At 72.9% G+C, this 16,191-nt stretch carries 14 protein-coding genes and 1 riboswitch; of the genes, 6 read left to right on the top strand and 8 right to left on the bottom strand.

The window, feature by feature from the left end; genetic code table 11:
- Positions 1-37: 37 nt before the first annotated feature.
- From ACN9MP_RS17335 to cofG, 5 genes are all read right to left on the bottom strand, one after another.
- Positions 38-469 carry a cupin domain-containing protein gene (locus ACN9MP_RS17335; protein WP_426322248.1) on the bottom strand — a complete coding sequence of 144 codons (432 nt, stop codon included), beginning with the start codon at positions 467-469 and terminating at the stop codon, positions 38-40.
- A 587-nt stretch (positions 470-1,056) separates the two neighbouring features.
- Positions 1,057-1,782, bottom strand: coding sequence for a 2-phospho-L-lactate guanylyltransferase (gene cofC, locus ACN9MP_RS17330; protein ID WP_426322246.1), 726 nt, complete (start codon positions 1,780-1,782; stop codon positions 1,057-1,059).
- Complete coding sequence (gene fgd / locus ACN9MP_RS17325) at positions 1,779-2,810, bottom strand: glucose-6-phosphate dehydrogenase (coenzyme-F420) (protein WP_426322244.1); 1,032 nt, start codon at positions 2,808-2,810, stop codon at positions 1,779-1,781. The genes cofC and fgd overlap by 4 nt, the downstream gene beginning before the upstream one ends.
- Before the next feature lie 10 nt (positions 2,811-2,820).
- Positions 2,821-4,332 carry a flavin-containing monooxygenase gene (locus tag ACN9MP_RS17320; RefSeq protein WP_426322242.1) on the bottom strand — a complete coding sequence of 504 codons (1,512 nt, stop codon included), beginning with the start codon at positions 4,330-4,332 and terminating at the stop codon, positions 2,821-2,823.
- On the bottom strand, positions 4,329-6,845 hold the full coding sequence (cofG, locus tag ACN9MP_RS17315; RefSeq protein WP_426322240.1) for a 7,8-didemethyl-8-hydroxy-5-deazariboflavin synthase CofG: 2,517 nt from the start codon (positions 6,843-6,845) through the stop codon (positions 4,329-4,331). Before cofG ends, ACN9MP_RS17320 begins: the two co-directional genes overlap by 4 nt.
- Positions 6,846-6,928: 83 nt before the next feature.
- On the opposite strand from cofG, the gene ACN9MP_RS17310 reads away from it, so the two are divergent.
- Positions 6,929-7,393: a hypothetical protein gene (locus tag ACN9MP_RS17310; protein ID WP_426322238.1), complete on the top strand. Its 465-nt coding sequence runs from the start codon at positions 6,929-6,931 to the stop codon at positions 7,391-7,393.
- A gap of 31 nt (positions 7,394-7,424) precedes the next feature.
- Here the strand turns inward: ACN9MP_RS17310 and ACN9MP_RS17305 are convergent, their stop codons facing one another.
- Both ACN9MP_RS17305 and ACN9MP_RS17300 read right to left on the bottom strand, forming a co-directional pair.
- A complete protein-coding gene (locus ACN9MP_RS17305; RefSeq protein ID WP_426322236.1) occupies positions 7,425-8,243 on the bottom strand; it encodes an ABC transporter permease in 819 nt (272 codons plus the stop codon).
- Positions 8,240-9,703 carry an ATP-binding cassette domain-containing protein gene (locus ACN9MP_RS17300; protein ID WP_426322234.1) on the bottom strand — a complete coding sequence of 488 codons (1,464 nt, stop codon included), beginning with the start codon at positions 9,701-9,703 and terminating at the stop codon, positions 8,240-8,242. The genes ACN9MP_RS17305 and ACN9MP_RS17300 overlap by 4 nt, the downstream gene beginning before the upstream one ends.
- Positions 9,704-9,853: 150 nt before the next feature.
- Here ACN9MP_RS17300 and ACN9MP_RS17295 point away from each other — a divergent pair, with 150 nt between their 5' ends.
- From ACN9MP_RS17295 to ACN9MP_RS17280, 4 genes are all read left to right on the top strand, one after another.
- Complete coding sequence (locus tag ACN9MP_RS17295) at positions 9,854-10,924, top strand: enoyl-CoA hydratase/isomerase family protein (RefSeq protein ID WP_426322232.1); 1,071 nt, start codon at positions 9,854-9,856, stop codon at positions 10,922-10,924.
- A gap of 19 nt (positions 10,925-10,943) precedes the next feature.
- Positions 10,944-11,786, top strand: a complete 843-nt coding sequence (locus tag ACN9MP_RS17290) for an LssY C-terminal domain-containing protein (protein WP_426322231.1) — start codon at positions 10,944-10,946, stop codon at positions 11,784-11,786.
- Complete coding sequence (locus tag ACN9MP_RS17285) at positions 11,783-12,307, top strand: hypothetical protein (protein ID WP_426322229.1); 525 nt, start codon at positions 11,783-11,785, stop codon at positions 12,305-12,307. The genes ACN9MP_RS17290 and ACN9MP_RS17285 overlap by 4 nt, the downstream gene beginning before the upstream one ends.
- Positions 12,308-12,453: 146 nt before the next feature.
- Positions 12,454-13,380: a J domain-containing protein gene (locus tag ACN9MP_RS17280; RefSeq protein ID WP_426322227.1), complete on the top strand. Its 927-nt coding sequence runs from the start codon at positions 12,454-12,456 to the stop codon at positions 13,378-13,380.
- A gap of 298 nt (positions 13,381-13,678) precedes the next feature.
- Here ACN9MP_RS17280 and ACN9MP_RS17275 read toward each other — a convergent pair whose 3' ends face one another.
- Positions 13,679-15,406, bottom strand: coding sequence for a D-alanyl-D-alanine carboxypeptidase (locus tag ACN9MP_RS17275; protein ID WP_426322225.1), 1,728 nt, complete (start codon positions 15,404-15,406; stop codon positions 13,679-13,681).
- A 36-nt stretch (positions 15,407-15,442) separates the two neighbouring features.
- A riboswitch (TPP riboswitch) is annotated at positions 15,443-15,552 on the top strand.
- On the opposite strand from ACN9MP_RS17275, the gene ACN9MP_RS17270 reads away from it, so the two are divergent.
- A complete protein-coding gene (locus tag ACN9MP_RS17270) occupies positions 15,545-16,189 on the top strand; it encodes an ECF transporter S component (RefSeq protein WP_426322223.1) in 645 nt (214 codons plus the stop codon). It overlaps the preceding riboswitch by 8 nt.
- Positions 16,190-16,191: the final 2 nt, after the last annotated feature.

Here is a 16,191-nt window from a genome sequence, read left to right as displayed (position 1 = left end):
GCGCGAGGACGAGACGCGGCCCTCATATCCGGGGACCTCAGGTCCAGCGCGACGGGCGATCGTCGTCGCGGGAGCTGTCGTCGGGAAGGTGCGGCAGCTCTTCTCCGCCGGCACGGATGCAGAGCCAGCGCAGCTGCCCCGGGCTGTCGGGGGTCGCTCGCCAGGTGCGCCACACGCCCTGGCCGACCCGCACCACCGTGCCGGGCCCGACGTCGACGATGTCGTCGTCGAGGCCCATCTGACCGCGCCCCGCGAGGAAGACGTACAGTTCCTCGACCCGTGCGTGCGAGTGCCAGTAGCCGGCCTCCTCGCCCGGCTCGAAGGCGTTCGCCGTCATCCCGATGTACTGCATCGTCATGTCGTGGTCGACGACGCGGCGCCCGTCGCGCGACTTCGCCGGCGTGAACCCGCCGTAGTGCGCCCGCCATTCGTCGAGCCCGCCCATCTCCAGCACCTGGTAGTCGCTCATCGGCTCAGGCTATCCCGGGGTTTGGGCCACGGTTGTGTGGGTCGCGCGGCGGTGCCGGCGCTGAGGTGGCGGTTGTGGTCGCCTCGGGCGCGCGGTTGCGGCGACGACTGCCACCTCGGCGGGACCCGGCGGGGGTGCTGTGCGTGGAGGTGGCGGTTGTGGTCGCATCGGGCGCGCGGTTGGGGCGAGGACTGCCACCTCGGCGGGACCCGGCGGGGGTGCTGTGCGTGGATGTGGCGGTTGTGGTCGCGTCGGGCGCGCGGTGGCGGCGAGGACTGCCACCTCGGCGGGACCCGGCGGGGGTGCTGGGCGTGGAGGTGGCGGTTGTGGTCGCCTCGGGCGCGCGGTTGCGGCGAGGACTGCCACCTCGGCGGGACCCGGCGGGGGTGCTGGGCGTGGATGTGGCGGTTGTGGTCGCGTCGGGCGCGCGGTGGCGGCGAGGACTGCCACCTCGGCGGGACCCGGCGGGGGTGCTGTGCGTGGAGGCATTGCGCCCCGGGCGGGCGCGTCGCACCCGGGCCCGGCGCGCTGCCGACCGGAAGGGCCGGCTTCACGGGCGAGGAAGGCCGTGACGGATGCCGCGCTCCTCAACTGAGGAGCAGGGCCGCCGTGCGAGGACCGAGGCCGAGTGCCCGCGCCGCCTCGAGCTGCGCGGCCGTGTCGACGTCGCGGCGGAGGGTGGAGGCATCCGGGATCGCCGGCGCCTCGCAGCCGAGCGCGACGTGACGGGCGAACGACCCCTCGCCGAACGACGACGCCCACTCCACCCCCACGGCCGCCGTCACGAGTGTCGATCCGGTGCCCTCGGCGTCGGCGACGACGGCACGGTCGACGGATGCCGCGACCCGCAGCGCGTCGGCGAGATCTCCGGGTCGCAGGGCCGGGAGGTCTCCGAGGAGGGCGGCGCGCGGCATCCGTCCGTTCGGATCGACCGCCGCCATGCCGGCCGCCACGGCGCCGTCGAGTCCGCGCGCCTCGCCCTCGGGCACGAACCGCAGCGCCGGGATCGCCGCCGCCTCCCGGGCGAGAGCGGCGTCGTCGGTGACGACCACCACCTGCGCGACGACCTCGCACGCGGCGGCCGCGGCCAGGGTGTCGAGCGCGATCGCCCGCGCGAGGTCGGCGCGACCGACGCCGTCGACCTCCAGACGCGACTTGGCGCGCGCCGACGGCTTGACCGGCACGACGACGACCCAGCGGAGTCGGCGAGATTCCACGGATCCGTCGGCCTCGGCGCCCCTGGCCGACGAATCGGGGCCTTTGACGTCGGAATCCGTGGAGTTCTGCGTGCGCCTCCCGAACAGCGGGGTCACGCGCCGTACTTGGCGCGGAGCCGCGGCAGGATCTCCTCGCCGTACATCCGCAGGAACGCGCCCTGGTCGTGCCCCGGGTCGTGGAAGACCAGGTGCCGGAAGCCGAGATCGACGTACCAGCCGATCCGCTCGACGTGCTCGTCGGGGTCGTCCGACACGATGAAGCGCGACGCCGCGCGCTCGATCGGCAGCGCCTCGCCGAGCCGCTGCATCTCGATGGGGTCGTCGACGCCCATCTTCTCCTCGGGGGTGAGCGCGAGCGGCGCCCAGAAGCGGGTCTTCTCGCGCGCCGCGTCGAGCGTCGAGTCCAGCGAGACCTTGATCTCCATCAACGTGTCGATGGCGCCCGGGGCCCGGCCCGCCTTCTCCAGGCCCTCGTGCAGCGCGGGCAGCAGCGTGTCGGTGTAGAGCTCGCGCTTCTTGCCCGAGGTCGTGATGAAGCCGTCGGCGATGCGTCCGGCGAGCCTCGTCGCGGCGGGTCCGGCGGCGCCGATGTAGATCGGCACGGGCTCGGGAAGCTTGTCGTAGATCGTGATGTTGTGGGCGTGGTAGTAGGTGCCGTCGAAGTTGACGCGGTCCTCCGACCACAGCCGGCGGATGAGGCCGATCGCCTCCTTGAGCCGCTGGAACCGCTCCGGCGGGTCTGGCCAGGCGATGCCGAGGTTCGCCTCGTTGAGCGCCTCGCCCGTGCCGACGCCGAGGATCACCCGCCCGGGGTACATCACGCCGAGCGTCGCGAAGTCCTGCGCGACGACCGTGGGGTTGTACCGGAACGTCGGCGTGAGCACCGACGTTCCGATCAGCACCTTCGAGGTCTTCGCGCCGAGGGCTCCGAGCCAGGGGACGGATGCCGGCGCGTGCCCGCCGTCGTGCAGCCAGGGCTGCAGGTGGTCGGAGATGAAGACCGAGTCGAACCCGGCGTCCTCCGCCTGGATCGCGTAGTCGAGCAGCTCCGCGGGGCCGAACTGCTCGGCGGAGGCCTTGTAGCCGAAGCGCAGCGGCGGTCCGGGGTGGGTGGGGAGGGTCATGCGGGTCCTCTCAGCGGTGAACGGGTGCAGGTTCGGGCAGGAACTCGGAGCCGTCGGCCCGGGCGAGGCGGTCGCGGAAGGCGTCGACGGTTCCCGGCCACAGCAGCGTGAGCCGGCCCGAGCGGTCGTCGACGTACCAGTTGCGGCATCCGCCGGTCATCCAGCGGGTGGATGCCGCCGCCCGCGCGATCTCGTCGGTGTACTCCCGTTCGGCCTCGGGGGCGACGCGCAGCACGCGCCCCGCGCGCCCGGCGAGGACGCGCGTGACGTACGCCGATTGCTCCTCGATCATGAGCACCGAGGACGAGTGCCCGAGCGACGCGTTCGGGCCGTTGAGGACGAAGAGGTTCGGGAAGCCCGCGACGACCGTCGAGGCGAACGCCGTCATTCCCCCCGACCAGTGCTCGGACAGTGTCCGGCCGTGCTCGCCGGAGACCAGTTCGGCATACGGCTGGCGGGTCGAGGCGAATCCCGTCGCGAGTACGAGCGCGTCGACGTCGTGGCGCGAGCCGTCGGTCGCGACGAGCGTCGATCCCTCCACGGCCGCGAGCGCCTCGGTGACCAGCGAGACCGCGTCGGACGCCACTGCCGGGTAGAACTCGTCGGACAGCAGCACGCGCTTGCAGCCGAACGCGTAACCGGGGGTGAGGGCGGCGCGCAGCGCCGGATCTGCCACCTGGCGTTCGAGGTGCGCGCGCGCCACGGCCTCGGCCTCCGCCGCCGCGGCGGAGTCGCCCGACCGCGACGCGAAGCGGGCCTCGCCCTCGGCGTAGAGATCGGCGCGCAGCGCCTCGAGCGCCTGGGGGCTGGCGGAGAACCGGGCACGATCCGCATCGGAGTACGAGTCGCCGCCCCGCGGAACGATCCACGCCGGCGTCCGCTGGAAGAGCGTGACATGGGCGGCGGTGCGCGCAAGTTCCGGCACGATCTGGATCGCGCTCGCGCCGGTGCCCACGATGCCGACGCGCGCCCCGGCGAGGTCGGCGGAGTGGTCCCACCGGGCCGAGTGGAACAGCGGTCCCGGGAAGGTCTCGAGTCCGGCGATCCGGGGGATCGACGGCTCGGTGAGCCGCCCGCACGCGAGCACGAGCGCGTCGGCGACGATCTCGTCGGCCTCCCGTCCGACATCGCGCTCGGGCGTCCCGGGCCGTCCGCCCGCCGCGCCGGTGGTGATGCGCCAGAAGCCATTGCCGGCATCCCACTGCGCTCGCTGCATCGCGGTGCTCAGCCGGATCCGGTCGCGGACGCCCTCGAGGTCGACGACCCGCTCGAGGTAGGCGCGGATCTCCGCGCCCTTCGCGTACGTGCCCGACCACGACGGGTTCGGATGCGCGGCGAAGCCGTAGAGGTGCGACGGCACGTCGCAGGCGACGCCGGGGTAGGTGTTGTCGCGCCACGTTCCGCCGACGGATGCCGCGCGCTCGAGCACGACGAAGTCCTCGCGGCCCGCGCGCCGCAGCGCGGATGCGGTGCCGATGCCGGCGAACCCCGCGCCCACGATGGCGACCTCGACGCGGATCATCGGGGCGCCTGGCCGTAGGTGGTGGTGCGCAGGCGGAAGGGGCGGAACAGGCGCGCCACCATGGCGGCCGCATCCGTCGCCGGCAGTTCGAGGCCGTGCTCGATGCCCGCCTCCGGCTTCACCCGGCCGTCGAGGAGGGTGCCGCCGAGGTCGTCGCCGCCCGATCGCAGAAGGACGAGGGATGCCTCGCGCCCGACGCGCGTCCACGGGATCTGGATGTGCGGGATGCTGCCCGACAGCAGCAGGCGCGACACCGCGACCATCGCGCGATGCTCGTCGATGGGCGCGCGACCGGGGACGAGCGGGACGCCACCGGCCGGGCCGGGCAGCGGGATGGGCACGAACTCGGAGAAGCCTCCTCCCGGTCCGTTCGAATCGCCCAATCTGCCGGTCGTGGCGCCGGATGCCGACCGGCTGCGCGATCCGAACCGCCCGTCCTGGATCTCGCGCAGCCGTCGCAGGTGCGCGATGCGCTCGGCGGCCGTCTCGACGTGGCCGTAGAAGATCACGCTCGTCGACCGGAAGCCGGCGCGGTGCGCGGCCGTGATCCCCTCGATCCAGCGGTCGATCTCGAGGTCGCCGGGCGCGACCACCCTGCGGACGCGCTCGCTCAGCACCTTGACGCCCGTGCCGGGGACCGTGTCGACGCCGGCTTCCCGCATCGCGGCGAGGGCGCCGGCGAGGCCGAGGCCCGAGCGGTCGGCGAGGTCGCGGACGTCCTGCGGGCGGTAGGCGTGCAGGTGGATGCCCGGGGCACCCTCCTTCACCGCTCGTGCGATGGCGAGATACCCCTCGGCGTCTTCGGTGTCGGGGAGCAGCCCCTGCACGCAGAGCTCCGTGGCGCCGAGGTCCCACGCGTCGGCAGCGATCGCCCCGACATGGTCGAGCGTGAAGGTCGCCGGATCGTCGGTCGCGACGGCGCGGAGACCCGAGGACGTGAGGTTGCGGTTGACCACGAGGGTGACCGCTTCGCCCACCGTATAGCGCCGCACGTCGTCGGCCGTCGCCGTGAGCGCGTCGAGGTCGTCGCCCGTCGCCTCGAGCAGGCGCACCCACTCCGCGTCGTCGAGCGCGAGCGGGTCTGCCGCCGCCGTCTCGGCGAGGCGGCGGATGTCCCCGGCGCCGATGAGTTCGTTCGCCACGTATGTACGCGATTCGTGGTCAGAGGCGTGCATCTGTGACGAACGAACAGAGGGGGAGGGGGAGGGGGCCGCGAGCGCGAGGCCGGTCGCGGGGTCCGCGAGGGCGGCGACCGCGGGCCGCAGGGCCGGGTCGATCCACGTCAGGGGGTCGAGCACGAACTCCGGCTGGGCGGTCAGGCGCTCGCGCAGCTCGTACCCGAGCTCCGCGGTCATGCGCGCGAGGTCGTCGAGGTGCGGCCACGGACGCTCGGGGTTCACATGATCGGCGGTCAGCGGCGACACGCCGCCCCAGTCGTCGGCGCCCGCGCGTACGAGAAGGCCGAACTCGGCGGAGTCCGAGAGGTTCGGCGGAACCTGGATCCGTATGCGGGAACCCATCACGAGGCGCGCCACGGCGACCGCGGCGACGTACTCGAGAACCGACGCGTCGGGCGCGCCCTGCATCGCGGTGCGCGGCTTCGCCCGGAAGTTCTGCACGATCACCTCCTGCACGTGGCCCTGTCGGTGCCCGGCCGGGGGCCCGTCGACCCGGTGGGCCTCGTGGGCGTCGCGGATCGCGATCAGCGACTCGGCGCGGTCGCGCGCGGTCTCGCCGATCCCCACGAGGATGCCGGTCGTGAACGGCACCCGCTCGCGCCCGGCCGCCTCGATCACCGCGAGTCGCACCGCGGGGTCCTTGTCGGGCGAGCCGAAATGCACCTGCCCGGGCTCCTCGAACAGCCGTCGGGAGGTGGTCTCGAGCATCATGCCCATCGATGGCGCGACGGGCCGCAGCATCCGGAGCTCATCGGCGCTCATGACGCCCGGGTTGGCGTGCGCGAGCAACCCGGTCTCGGCCGTCACGAGGCGCGCGATGTGCGCGACGTACTCGATCGTCGAGCCGAATCCGTGCTGGTTGAGCCAGGCTCGCGCCTCGGGCCAGCGGTCCTCCGGCCGGTCGCCGAGCGTGAGCAGCACCTCTTTGCAGCCCATCGCCTGCCCCTGCCGCACGACCGCGAGCACCTGCTCGGGCGACATGTACACCGGTTTCTGCTTCTTCAGCAGCTGGCCGGGGGTGTCGACGAACACGCAGTAGTGGCAGCGGTCCCGGCACAGGGTCGTGAGCGGCACGAACACCTTGCGCGAGTACGTGATGACGCCGGGACGACCGGATGCCGCGAGCCCGGCATCGCGCAGCTCCGAGGCGAGTTCGAGCAGGCGTTCCCACTGCGCGCCGGTCGCGGTGAGGAGCGCCTCCGCCTCGGCCGCGTTCAGGCGCTCGCCCGCGGCGGCGCGCGCGAGCGCCGCGTCGACGGCGGCGGAGGCGGAGGCGGAGGCGCGCTCGGTGACGGAGGGGGGCACGACGGTCACAGGTCCAGTCTCGCACTGCATCTGAGCGCGAGGGCGCGCGGATCGTTGCCCTCCCGTAAGCAAATGAGCCCGGCACGCGGGGGCACCGCTGGCAGACTAGGCACATGGTGACACTGCTGCTCGATTCGACGCAGCTCGAGGTCGTGCTGTCGGTGTCGGAGCGCGCCCTGTCATTCCGCAAGGGGAATGTGGTCATCGAGCGCACCGCCATCTCCAAGGTGCAGCTGACCGACGACGCGTGGACGTGGCTGCGCGGCATCCCGAGCCCCGGCACGCACGTGCGCGGCATGGTCGCCATGGGCACCTGGCGCTCGGCGGGCGGCGACGACTTCGCCATCATCCGCCGTCACCGCCCCAGCGTCGTGATCGACCTCGACGGGCACCCCGAGTTCCAGCGGATCATCCTGACCACCCGGCACGGCCTCGCGCTGGTGCAGGCGCTGCGCGTGGAGGGCGCCGAGGAAGCCGTCGACGTCGTCGACATCGCGGCCGAGACCGGCACCATCCCGGTCGTGCCCGGGAAGAAGACGCGCAAGCGCGGGCGCCCGGCGCCGGCTCCCGCCGTCTGACGACAGCCCCACGGCCCCAGCGGGCAGCGGTTCAGCTCACGTCGCGCCGCCAGCTCACCAGGTGGCCGAGCACGACGAAGACGACGGCGTAGCCGAGCAGCACGAGGCCGCCGGCCCACCACTCGAGCGACTCCGACGAGCCCCCGGGAACACTCGCCGCGAGCACGCTCGCCCCCACGAGCGCGTCGCTCGCGGCTCCCGGGAGAAATCGGGTGGCATCCGACAGGCCGTCTACGAAGGCGGCCGCGGTGCGGCCGATCGGCTCGACGAACTGGGTGAACACGAGCACCCCGACGATCGCGCCCACCTGGTTGCGCACCAGCGCCCCGACGCCGACGCCGATGAGGGTCCACAGAACGTAGGCGAGCAGCATCCGTCCGAGCATGGCCCACGTGTCGGGTGACGCGATGCCGGTCTCGAGATCGAAGCCGGCGAGGAAGGCCGCCGATGTGCCGACGGCCGCGACGATGCCGATCACGCCCAGCACCAGTCCGATGAGCGCGCCGACGGCCAGTTTCGCCGCGAGCACGCGGCCGCGGCGCGGCGTCGCGAGGAACGTGGGGGTCAGTGTCTTGTGGCGGAACTCGGCCGTGACCATCAGCGTGCCCACCAGCAGCGGGAAGACGTAGCCGACGCTGGTCGCCGTGCTGTACAGGACCTCGGCGAGGCCGTCCTCGGGGATCTGCGGGGCGTTGCCGGGCAGCGATCCCGTTGCGGCCGCCGCGTAGACGAAGCCCAGGGCGGCCGCCGTGAACGCGACGTACACGAAGAGCACGATCGCGAGGATCCACCAGATGCTCGTGGAGAACAGCTTCGTCGTCTCGGCGCGCGTCGCCGCGGTGAGGCTCATCGGTCGCCCCCTTCGTGATGGCCGGAGCCGGGCGCGGCGTCCGTCTCACCGGGTGACGGGGGGACGGATGCGGCGTCCCCCGCCGGTACGCCAAGTTCGGCGGCATCGCGCACCGGGTCGCCCGCGGCCGGCTCCGGGCCCTCGGCCGCCTCGGTGTGGTCGAACGAGGCGAAGAAGGCGTCGGCCTCGAGGTCGGCATCCGTCTTGGCGGAGCTCTCCCATGGGCGGTCGTCGGCGTCGGGTGGTTCGGGCGCCAAGAGCTCCTCGTCGATCGCGCCGATCGCCTCGACGTCGGGATCGGCGTCCTCGGGAGCCCACGGGTCGAGGGGCGGAGGGGACTCGGCGGCCGCCTCGGACACCGACGGCTCACCTTCGCCGTCGGGCTCCGGCTCGGGCTCGCGGTCGGCGGGCTCCGCGACTGCGGGCACAAACTCCGGCTCCGGCTCGACTTCGGGCTCGCCTTCGGGCTCGGGTTCCGATGTCGTCTCCGGTTCGGACTCGGCGGCGACCGGATCCGGCTCGGGCTCGGGCTGCACCGGTGCGGCACCGTCGGCGCTCGGGTGCACGCGCGCGCCGTTGACGAGGTCGAGGAAGATCTCTTCGAGCGCCGGTCCGCGGCGGTGCAGCGACGACAGCGCGACCCCGGCAGCGGCGGCCGCCGCGCCCACCGCGGCGGGGTCGACGCCGCGCACGGTGAGTCCCGATCGCAGCACCTCGAAGGGCACGTCGGCCTGCTCGAGCGCCGCGGCGAGCGCGGCACGGTCGGGGGCGTCCACCACGGTGGCGTACTCGTCCGAATCGGCGAGCTCGTCGACCCCGCCCTGGAACACGAGGCGTCCGCGCGAGATGATCAGCAACGCGTCGACAGTCTGCTGCACCTCGGCGAGGAGGTGCGACGACACCAGCACGGTTCGCCCCTCGGCTGCGAGGCTCCGGAGGAAGCCGCGCATCCACCGGATCCCCTCCGGGTCGAGGCCGTTCGCCGGCTCGTCGAGCACGAGCACGCCCGGGTCGCCCAGCAGCGCGTACGCGAGGCCGAGCCGCTGCCGCATGCCCAGCGAGTAGCCGCCGACCTTGCGGTCGGCAGCATCCGCCAGCCCCACCAGTTCGAGGACCTCGCTCACACGCGAGCGGGGGATGCCCGCGGCCTGTGCGTAGATCGCGAGGTGCCCCGCGCCCGTGCGGCCGGGATGGAAGCTGGATGCCTCGAGCACCGCGCCGACGGTGCGCAGGGGGTCGTCGAGCTCGGCGTATCGGCGTCCGCCGATGGTGGCGTGGCCGTCGGTGGGGCGGACGAGTCCGAGCAGGATGCGCAGCGTCGTGGTCTTGCCGGCGCCGTTCGGGCCGAGGAATCCGGTGACCATGCCGGGCTCGACGCGAGCGGTGAGGCCGGAGACGGCGGTGACCGCGCCGAAGCGCTTGGTGACACCGGAGAACTCCAGCGAATGGCCAGCGGGCATGCCGAACCCTCTCCTAGGTCGTGAGCAGACACCCGCGGGGGCTGGGGGCGGGGCCGCTTCGTTGCGGACACGATGAAGAACTCCGTCCCATCCTGGCGGAAATACGGTCCCGGCGTGGGAGAACTTCACCCGCCCGGTAACGTTGCGAACGTGACCGACCTCGCCGAGACCGCCGAGCCGACCGTCCTCGCCGGTGCGAGCGGGGGCCTCGGGCGCCTCACGCTCAACCGGCCGCGCGCGATCAACGCTCTGGACCTCGGCATGATCGATCTTCTGCACCGGGCTCTCGACGACTGGGAGCACGACACCGAGGTCGACATCGTGCTGCTCGACGGTGCGGGTGAGCGGGGGCTGTGCGCCGGTGGCGACATCCGCGGCCTCGCGGAGCGGGTCACGAGCGGCCGGGCCGACGAGTCCGCGCAGTTCTTCCGGCACGAGTACGCGCTGAACGCCCGGATCGCCGAGTACCCCAAGCCCTTCGTCGCCTTCGCCGACGGCATCACGATGGGCGGCGGCATCGGCGTCGCCGGACACGCGGCCATCCGGATCGTCACCGAGCGCTCGCAGCTGGCGATGCCCGAGACCCGCATCGGCTTCACGCCGGACGTGGGCGGCACGTGGCTGCTCGCCCGGGCGCCCGGGCGGCTCGGCGAGTACCTCGCGCTGACCGGAGCGGTGATGGATGCCTCGGACGCGATCTACGCCGGCTTCGCCGACCACTTCGTGCCCCACGAGAACCTCGACGCCGTCCGGGACGCGCTCGAGACGCGGGCGGACCCGTCCAGTCCGACGGAGCTCGTGCTGCTGTTCGACGAGACCCCGCCGCCGTCGAAGCTCATCGCCGCGCGCCCGTGGATCGACGACGCCTTCGCCGCCGGCACGGTGGCCGGGATCGTGGAGCGGCTGCGGGCGCGCCCCGAGCCCGAGGCATCCGCCACCGCCGCGCTGCTCGGCGAGCTGTCGCCCACGGGGCTCGCCGTGACGCTCGCCGCCGTGCGCCGCGCCCGCGAGCTGCCGAACCTGCGCGCCGCCCTCGAGCAGGAGTACGGGCTCGTGATGTGGTTCGCCACGACGCAGCCAGACCTCGCCGAGGGGATCCGCGCCCAGGTGATCGACAAGGATCGCACTCCGCGCTGGCAGCCGCCGACGATCGCCGACCTGAAGCCCGACCTCGCCGAAACCGCCCTGGCGCACCGGCCCGACGTCCCCCTCTGGGACTGAGGCCGATCGGGGGAGGGTCATGGCCAGGCGCAGTCGCAGCTACTCGATCGGCGTCGCGGTCGACTGGTTCTTCTTCGTCTTCGCGGGTGCCGCGGCACTGTGGCTCGCGTACCTCAGCCTGACCGAGACCTTCCACGTCGGGTGGTGGGGCATCCCGTTCTTCCTCGCGTTCTGGGTGCTGCTGGCGTACCTCGTGCTCCCGCGGCTGCACCGCATCCTCACCACGATCTACGTGCCCGACTACTTCATCGGTCGCACGCGGACGAGCGACGGTCTGCTCGGCGATCCCGTGAACCTCGCCTTCCTCGGCGAGGGCGAGCAGATCCAGGCGGCTCTCGAGGCGGCGGGGTGGACGCGCGCGGAACCGGTGACCCTGGGCTCGTCGTGGCGGATCATCACGTCGACGCTGGCCCGCCGCAGCTATGACGAGGCGCCGGTGAGCCCGCTGTTCCTCTTCGGACGCCAGCAGGACTTCGCCTATCAGCAGGAGGTCGACGGCAATCCGGCGCAGCGCCACCACGTGCGCTTCTGGCGCTGCCCCGACGACTGGCTGCTTCCCGGCGGCCGCCGCGTCGACTGGCTCGCGGCCGGAACGTTCGACACGAGCGTCGGGCTCTCGCTGTTCACTCTGCAGGTCACGCACCGCATCGACGCCGACACCGACGTCGAGCGCGACCACATCGTCAAGACCGTGACGGATGCCGACCCCCGCGTCGTCGTGGATGTCATCGCCGATTTCGCCACCGGCTATCACGCCCGCAACGGCGGGGGCGACAGCATCCGCACCGACGGCGACCTGCCGATCGTCGATGTGCGCGCCGTCGCGGCCCAGGTGGAGGGTGCGGGGGAGGTGGCCGCATGAGCGACGCGATGCCGGCCCCGCACAAGCGCCCGGCGTACGAGCCGCCCGGGCGCCTGCTCAGGCCGCCGCACTACGACCCCGCGATGCGGCGACCGATCTCGACGATCGCCGGGACGGGGCTGATCCTCCTCCGCGTGCTCGCCGGAGTGGTCGTGCTCATCGGCATCGCCACGGGGTGGGACGCGATCATCAACGATCCCGACACGGTGCTGGACGGGTTCGACCCGTCGCCCGAGGGGTCGCAGGCCGCACTCGGGTTCGTCATCGCCGCGGGCGTGACCGTTCTGCTGATCGACCTGCTCCTGGCCGTCTTCGTCTACCGCGGCTACAACTGGGCGCGCGTCTTCGTCATGCTCATCGCCGTCGGCTCGATCAGCACCTCCTTCGGCGCCTGGTGGGCGCAGGGGCAGGAGATCACGCTGAACACGACGTACGTGTCGCTGAGCCTCGACATCCTGCTGCTCCTCGCGCTGTCCAGCCGCACCGCCGCCGCGTACGCGCGACGCCACGAGCGGCGCTGAGCCGGTCCTCCTCCCGTCGCGTGTCGCGAGCTGTCGGGCGCGACGGCAGTTCGTGACAGGCGAGCATCAGGGGTGGTGTCGTAACCTGAGTCCCGCCGCGGGCAGCGGCGCGCAGCATCCGTCATGCAGACCCGGGGGAGGGGCACGTGTTCGACAGTCCGCTCTCGGCATCGGCCTACGAGGTGCTCTCGGTCGACCCCGGCGTCGACGAGGAGACGCTGCGCAAGGCGTATCGCCTGCGGCTGCGCCAGACCCACCCCGACACCGGCGGCGATGCCGCGGTGTTCATCCAGGTGCAGCGGGCGTGGGAGCTGATCGGCACGCCCGACGCGCGGGCGGCCTACGACCGCGGGCACGGCTTCGGCGAGGCGGCCGCGCCGGAGTGGTCGGGCTGGCGTCCGCCGACGGCCCGCACCGACACGCGGCCGCGCGCCCGCTCGTACGGGCACCCGGGCGGCTGGCGGCGCGAGCGCTACCTGTCGCTCATCCGCGAATGGGCGGGGCGCGGCGTCACCCTCGACGACCCCTACGACCCCGCGCTGGTGCGCTCGGCGCCGGTGACGCTGCGCCGGCTGCTCGCCGACGCGCTCGCCGAGGAGGCGACGGCACGCATCGTGGCCGATCTCGGCATGGGCTACACGGTGTGGCACGACGTGGCGGCGGCGGGACGGGATGCCGACCCCGACGCCAAGATCGACCACATCGTGCTCGGACCGAGCGGTCTGTACGGCGTGCTCTCGGAGGACTTCGGCGGACCCGCACGCATCCGCCGCGGCGAGTTCACCGGCGACGGAGTGCCCGGCGCGCCGATCGCGGAGCTGCTCGCGCGCATGCGCGTGATCTCCCGAGCCGCGGGCGTGCGCTTCAGCGGTGCGATCGTGGTGCTGCCCGACGAGGACGTGCTCGAGCCGATCGAGGAGCTCGGCCGCATCCGGGGCGTGCGGGTCGCGATCGTGTCGCGCAGCGCGCTCGCCACGGTGCTGCGCCGCGGCATCACGGGCGCCCGCGACATCGGCGGCAACGAGGTCTTCGACTACCGCACGCGCCTGCAGCAGGCCGTGCGCTTCGCCTAGCCGGTCGTGGGTTCGCGCGTGGCGCCGCGCGCTTCATGTGCTCTCGCCCAGTGCACACGTTGCGTGCGTGGGGGTCGTGTGCGTTCGGCGAGATCGTGTCATGTCGACGGATGCCGCGCCCCGGGGCCGCGCCGCGGTTCAGCGTTCGGCGACATCGTGTGTTCTCGCCGCGTGCACAGGTTAGGCGCGCGCTTCATGTGCTCTCGCCGAGTGCACACGTTGCGTGTGTGGGGATCGTGTGCGTTCGGCGACATCGTGTCATGTCGACGGATGCCGCGCCGGCGAGGCCCGCCCGGGCTCAGCCGTTGAGGCCGAACAGGTCCAGGGGGTGCGTCAGGCGCCACCACGGCGAGGGATCGGTGATCTCGTCCGCGAGCTGCAGGTCGACGGTCCTCTCGTCGAGCGGACCCGTCACCGTGAGCGAGCCGACGACGTCTCCCCGGTCGCGCTGATCGCCCAGGTCGTAGACCGGGCTGACCGCGCCGGTGCCGCCGTTCCAGAGCACGACCGACGCATCGTCCGATGTCACGATGTCGACCTCGTCGCCCCAGAGCGTCTCGACCCGGCCGGCGACGGTGCCTCCTGTCACGGAGGGCTTCAGCTGCAGCTCCTGCTCGAGCTGCGTGTAGATGGCGCGCGACGCGGCCAGGCGGCTCTCGTCGTCGGGCTGCCCCAGCACCGACGCATAGAGCCGCACCGGGGTGTCGCCGACCGTGATGTCCTTGGCGGACAGCAGGTTCCAGGCATCCAGCGTCCCGGTCTTCAGCCCCACGACCCCGGCATCGGCGAGCAGTCCGTTGGTGTTCTCGACGTGGCCGGCGCCGGGGAGGTCGACACTCTTCTTCGCGACGATCTCGGCGAGGACCGGGTGGGCGAGTGCCTTCTGCGCGAGCGTCACGAGCGCCTCGGGGCTCGCGGCGTTGCGCGGATCCATGCCGGTCGGCTCGTACACGGCGACGCCGCGCACGCCGTGGGCGGCGAGCCACTCGTTCGCCGCGGAGGCGTAGACCGCGTCGGAGGGCCAGAGCCCCTGCGCGAGGCGGTCGGCGTAGTTGTTCGCCGATCCGATCAGCATGCCCTCGAGCATCTGGTACTCGCTGAGCGAACCGCCCACGGGCACGTCGAGCGCGGACTCGCCCCCCGCGCGGTACTGCCAGTAGCGGAGGTTGTCGGGGCCGTTGAAGCGGTAGTCCGGTCCCTGCTCGCCGGGTGCGAGGGGCAGCTCGTCGAGCACGACGAGCGCCGTCACCAGCTTGGTGATGCTCGCGATCGAGTCGGGCTCCGGCGTCGTCGAAAGCGTGCCCGCGATGCCGCCGACGGCCTCGGCCGCGCTGCCCTGGGCGGGCCAGGCCGGTGCGGCGGCGGGTGCCGCGATCGGCTGCACCTGGATGGCGCTGACGGTCGGGGCGACGGCGTGCAGCGGCCACAGCAGAGTCGTCGCCGAATAGCCGGCGAGCAGTCCGGCGATCGCGAGGGCCGGGACGATGACTCCGGGCCGCAGGGGCGAGCGGTGCGGCAGATCGGAGAGCAGATCGGCGTCGACGGTGACGTACGGGGTGGCGGCGGCCGCGAGGTCGCCCGGCACCGGATCAGCCGCGACCGCGGTCTCGTCGACCCAGGCGAGGGCCGCGTGCGTGACGGTCACCGCAGGAGCCGCCGCTTCCACCGCGAAGCCGGCCGGGTCGAGGCGCTCGCCGGGACCCCAGGTGGGGACGGGAGCCGTCCCCGTCGCAACGGGGACCGGCGTCGCCGATCCGGCGGCCGGCGGGGGGACGAAGGGCGGCACGGTCGGGACCGCCGTCGCGGCGTCGCTGAGCGGCACCGTTGCGATCGTCGACGGCGGGACGGGCACGTCGTCGGGCACGGTGCTGCTGCCGGGGTGCGAGGCCTCGGCGACTTCAGAGGCAGGGATCGTCAGGATGCCGCCATCCGGCGCATCATCGGACGCCTGAGCGGGAACGCGCGCGGCACCGGGACGCACCGGACGCGCGCGGCGCACGGGCGCAGGGGTGTCGTCAGGAGTCACGTGCCCAAAATACTCGCCGGAGCGGCGATATACTCGTCGCACGACCACGGGAGTCCGGTGAGCCGGGCTGAGAGGAAGCGATCCACGCTTCGACCGTCGAACCTGATCCGGATCATGCCGGCGCAGGGAGGAGTTCACATGCACGCGTCCACGTCCGCATCCACCCCCATCGAGGCGCCGTCGCGCACCCCGCGCAGCCTGCGCTGGCGTGTCGTCGACATCGTCGTCGCCGCAGTGCTCGGCGTCGCGATCGGCCTCGTCTTCTGGGCCTGGAACACCGTCGGCTACGCCTGGTTCATCGCCATGGACGGCCTGACGCCGGGTCTCGGCGGACTCGCCGTCGGCATCTGGCTCATCGGCGGCGTCATCGGCGGCCTGGTCATCCGCAAGCCCGGCGCGGCTCTCCTCGTCGAGGTGATCGCCGCGATCGTGTCGATGCTGATCGGCAACGTGTGGGGCGTCTCGACGCTGCTGTCGGGTCTCGTGCAGGGACTGGGGGCGGAGCTGATCTTCGCGATCTTCCTCTACCGCCGCTTCACGCTTCCCGTCGCCATGCTCGCCGGCGCCGGCGCAGCCGTCGGCGCGTGGGTCTTCGAGCTCTTCTACGGCAGCTCGCCCAACATCCTCAAGACGCTCGAGTTCAACATGATCTACCTCGTCTCACTCGTCGTCTCGGGGGCCCTGCTGGCCGGCGTCGTCGGGTGGCTGGCGGTGCGCGCGCTCGCCGCCACGGGCGCCCTCAACCGCTTCGCGGCCGGACGCGAAGCGCGCCGCGAGGTCTGACG

This window comes from Microbacterium sp. E-13 (assembly GCF_049912955.1).
GTDB lineage: Bacteria > Actinomycetota > Actinomycetes > Actinomycetales > Microbacteriaceae > Microbacterium.
The sequence above is the reverse complement of the archived record's forward strand: the minus strand, read 5'-3'. Positions and strand labels throughout refer to the sequence as shown.

What these genes read in the sequence shown, in the direction of transcription:
- ACN9MP_RS17335 (WP_426322248.1), bottom strand. Translation starts at nt 469, where the DNA reads ATGAGCGACTACCAGGTGCTGGAGATGGGCGGGCTCGACGAATGGCGG.
- fgd (WP_426322244.1), bottom strand. Translation starts at nt 2,810, where the DNA reads ATGACCCTCCCCACCCACCCCGGACCGCCGCTGCGCTTCGGCTACAAG.
- ACN9MP_RS17320 (WP_426322242.1), bottom strand. Translation starts at nt 4,332, where the DNA reads ATGATCCGCGTCGAGGTCGCCATCGTGGGCGCGGGGTTCGCCGGCATC.
- cofG (WP_426322240.1), bottom strand. Translation starts at nt 6,845, where the DNA reads ATGCAGTGCGAGACTGGACCTGTGACCGTCGTGCCCCCCTCCGTCACC.
- ACN9MP_RS17310 (WP_426322238.1), top strand. Translation starts at nt 6,929, where the DNA reads ATGGTGACACTGCTGCTCGATTCGACGCAGCTCGAGGTCGTGCTGTCG.
- ACN9MP_RS17305 (WP_426322236.1), bottom strand. Translation starts at nt 8,243, where the DNA reads ATGAGCCTCACCGCGGCGACGCGCGCCGAGACGACGAAGCTGTTCTCC.
- ACN9MP_RS17300 (WP_426322234.1), bottom strand. Translation starts at nt 9,703, where the DNA reads ATGCCCGCTGGCCATTCGCTGGAGTTCTCCGGTGTCACCAAGCGCTTC.
- ACN9MP_RS17290 (WP_426322231.1), top strand. Translation starts at nt 10,944, where the DNA reads ATGGCCAGGCGCAGTCGCAGCTACTCGATCGGCGTCGCGGTCGACTGG.
- ACN9MP_RS17285 (WP_426322229.1), top strand. Translation starts at nt 11,783, where the DNA reads ATGAGCGACGCGATGCCGGCCCCGCACAAGCGCCCGGCGTACGAGCCG.
- ACN9MP_RS17270 (WP_426322223.1), top strand. Translation starts at nt 15,545, where the DNA reads ATGCACGCGTCCACGTCCGCATCCACCCCCATCGAGGCGCCGTCGCGC.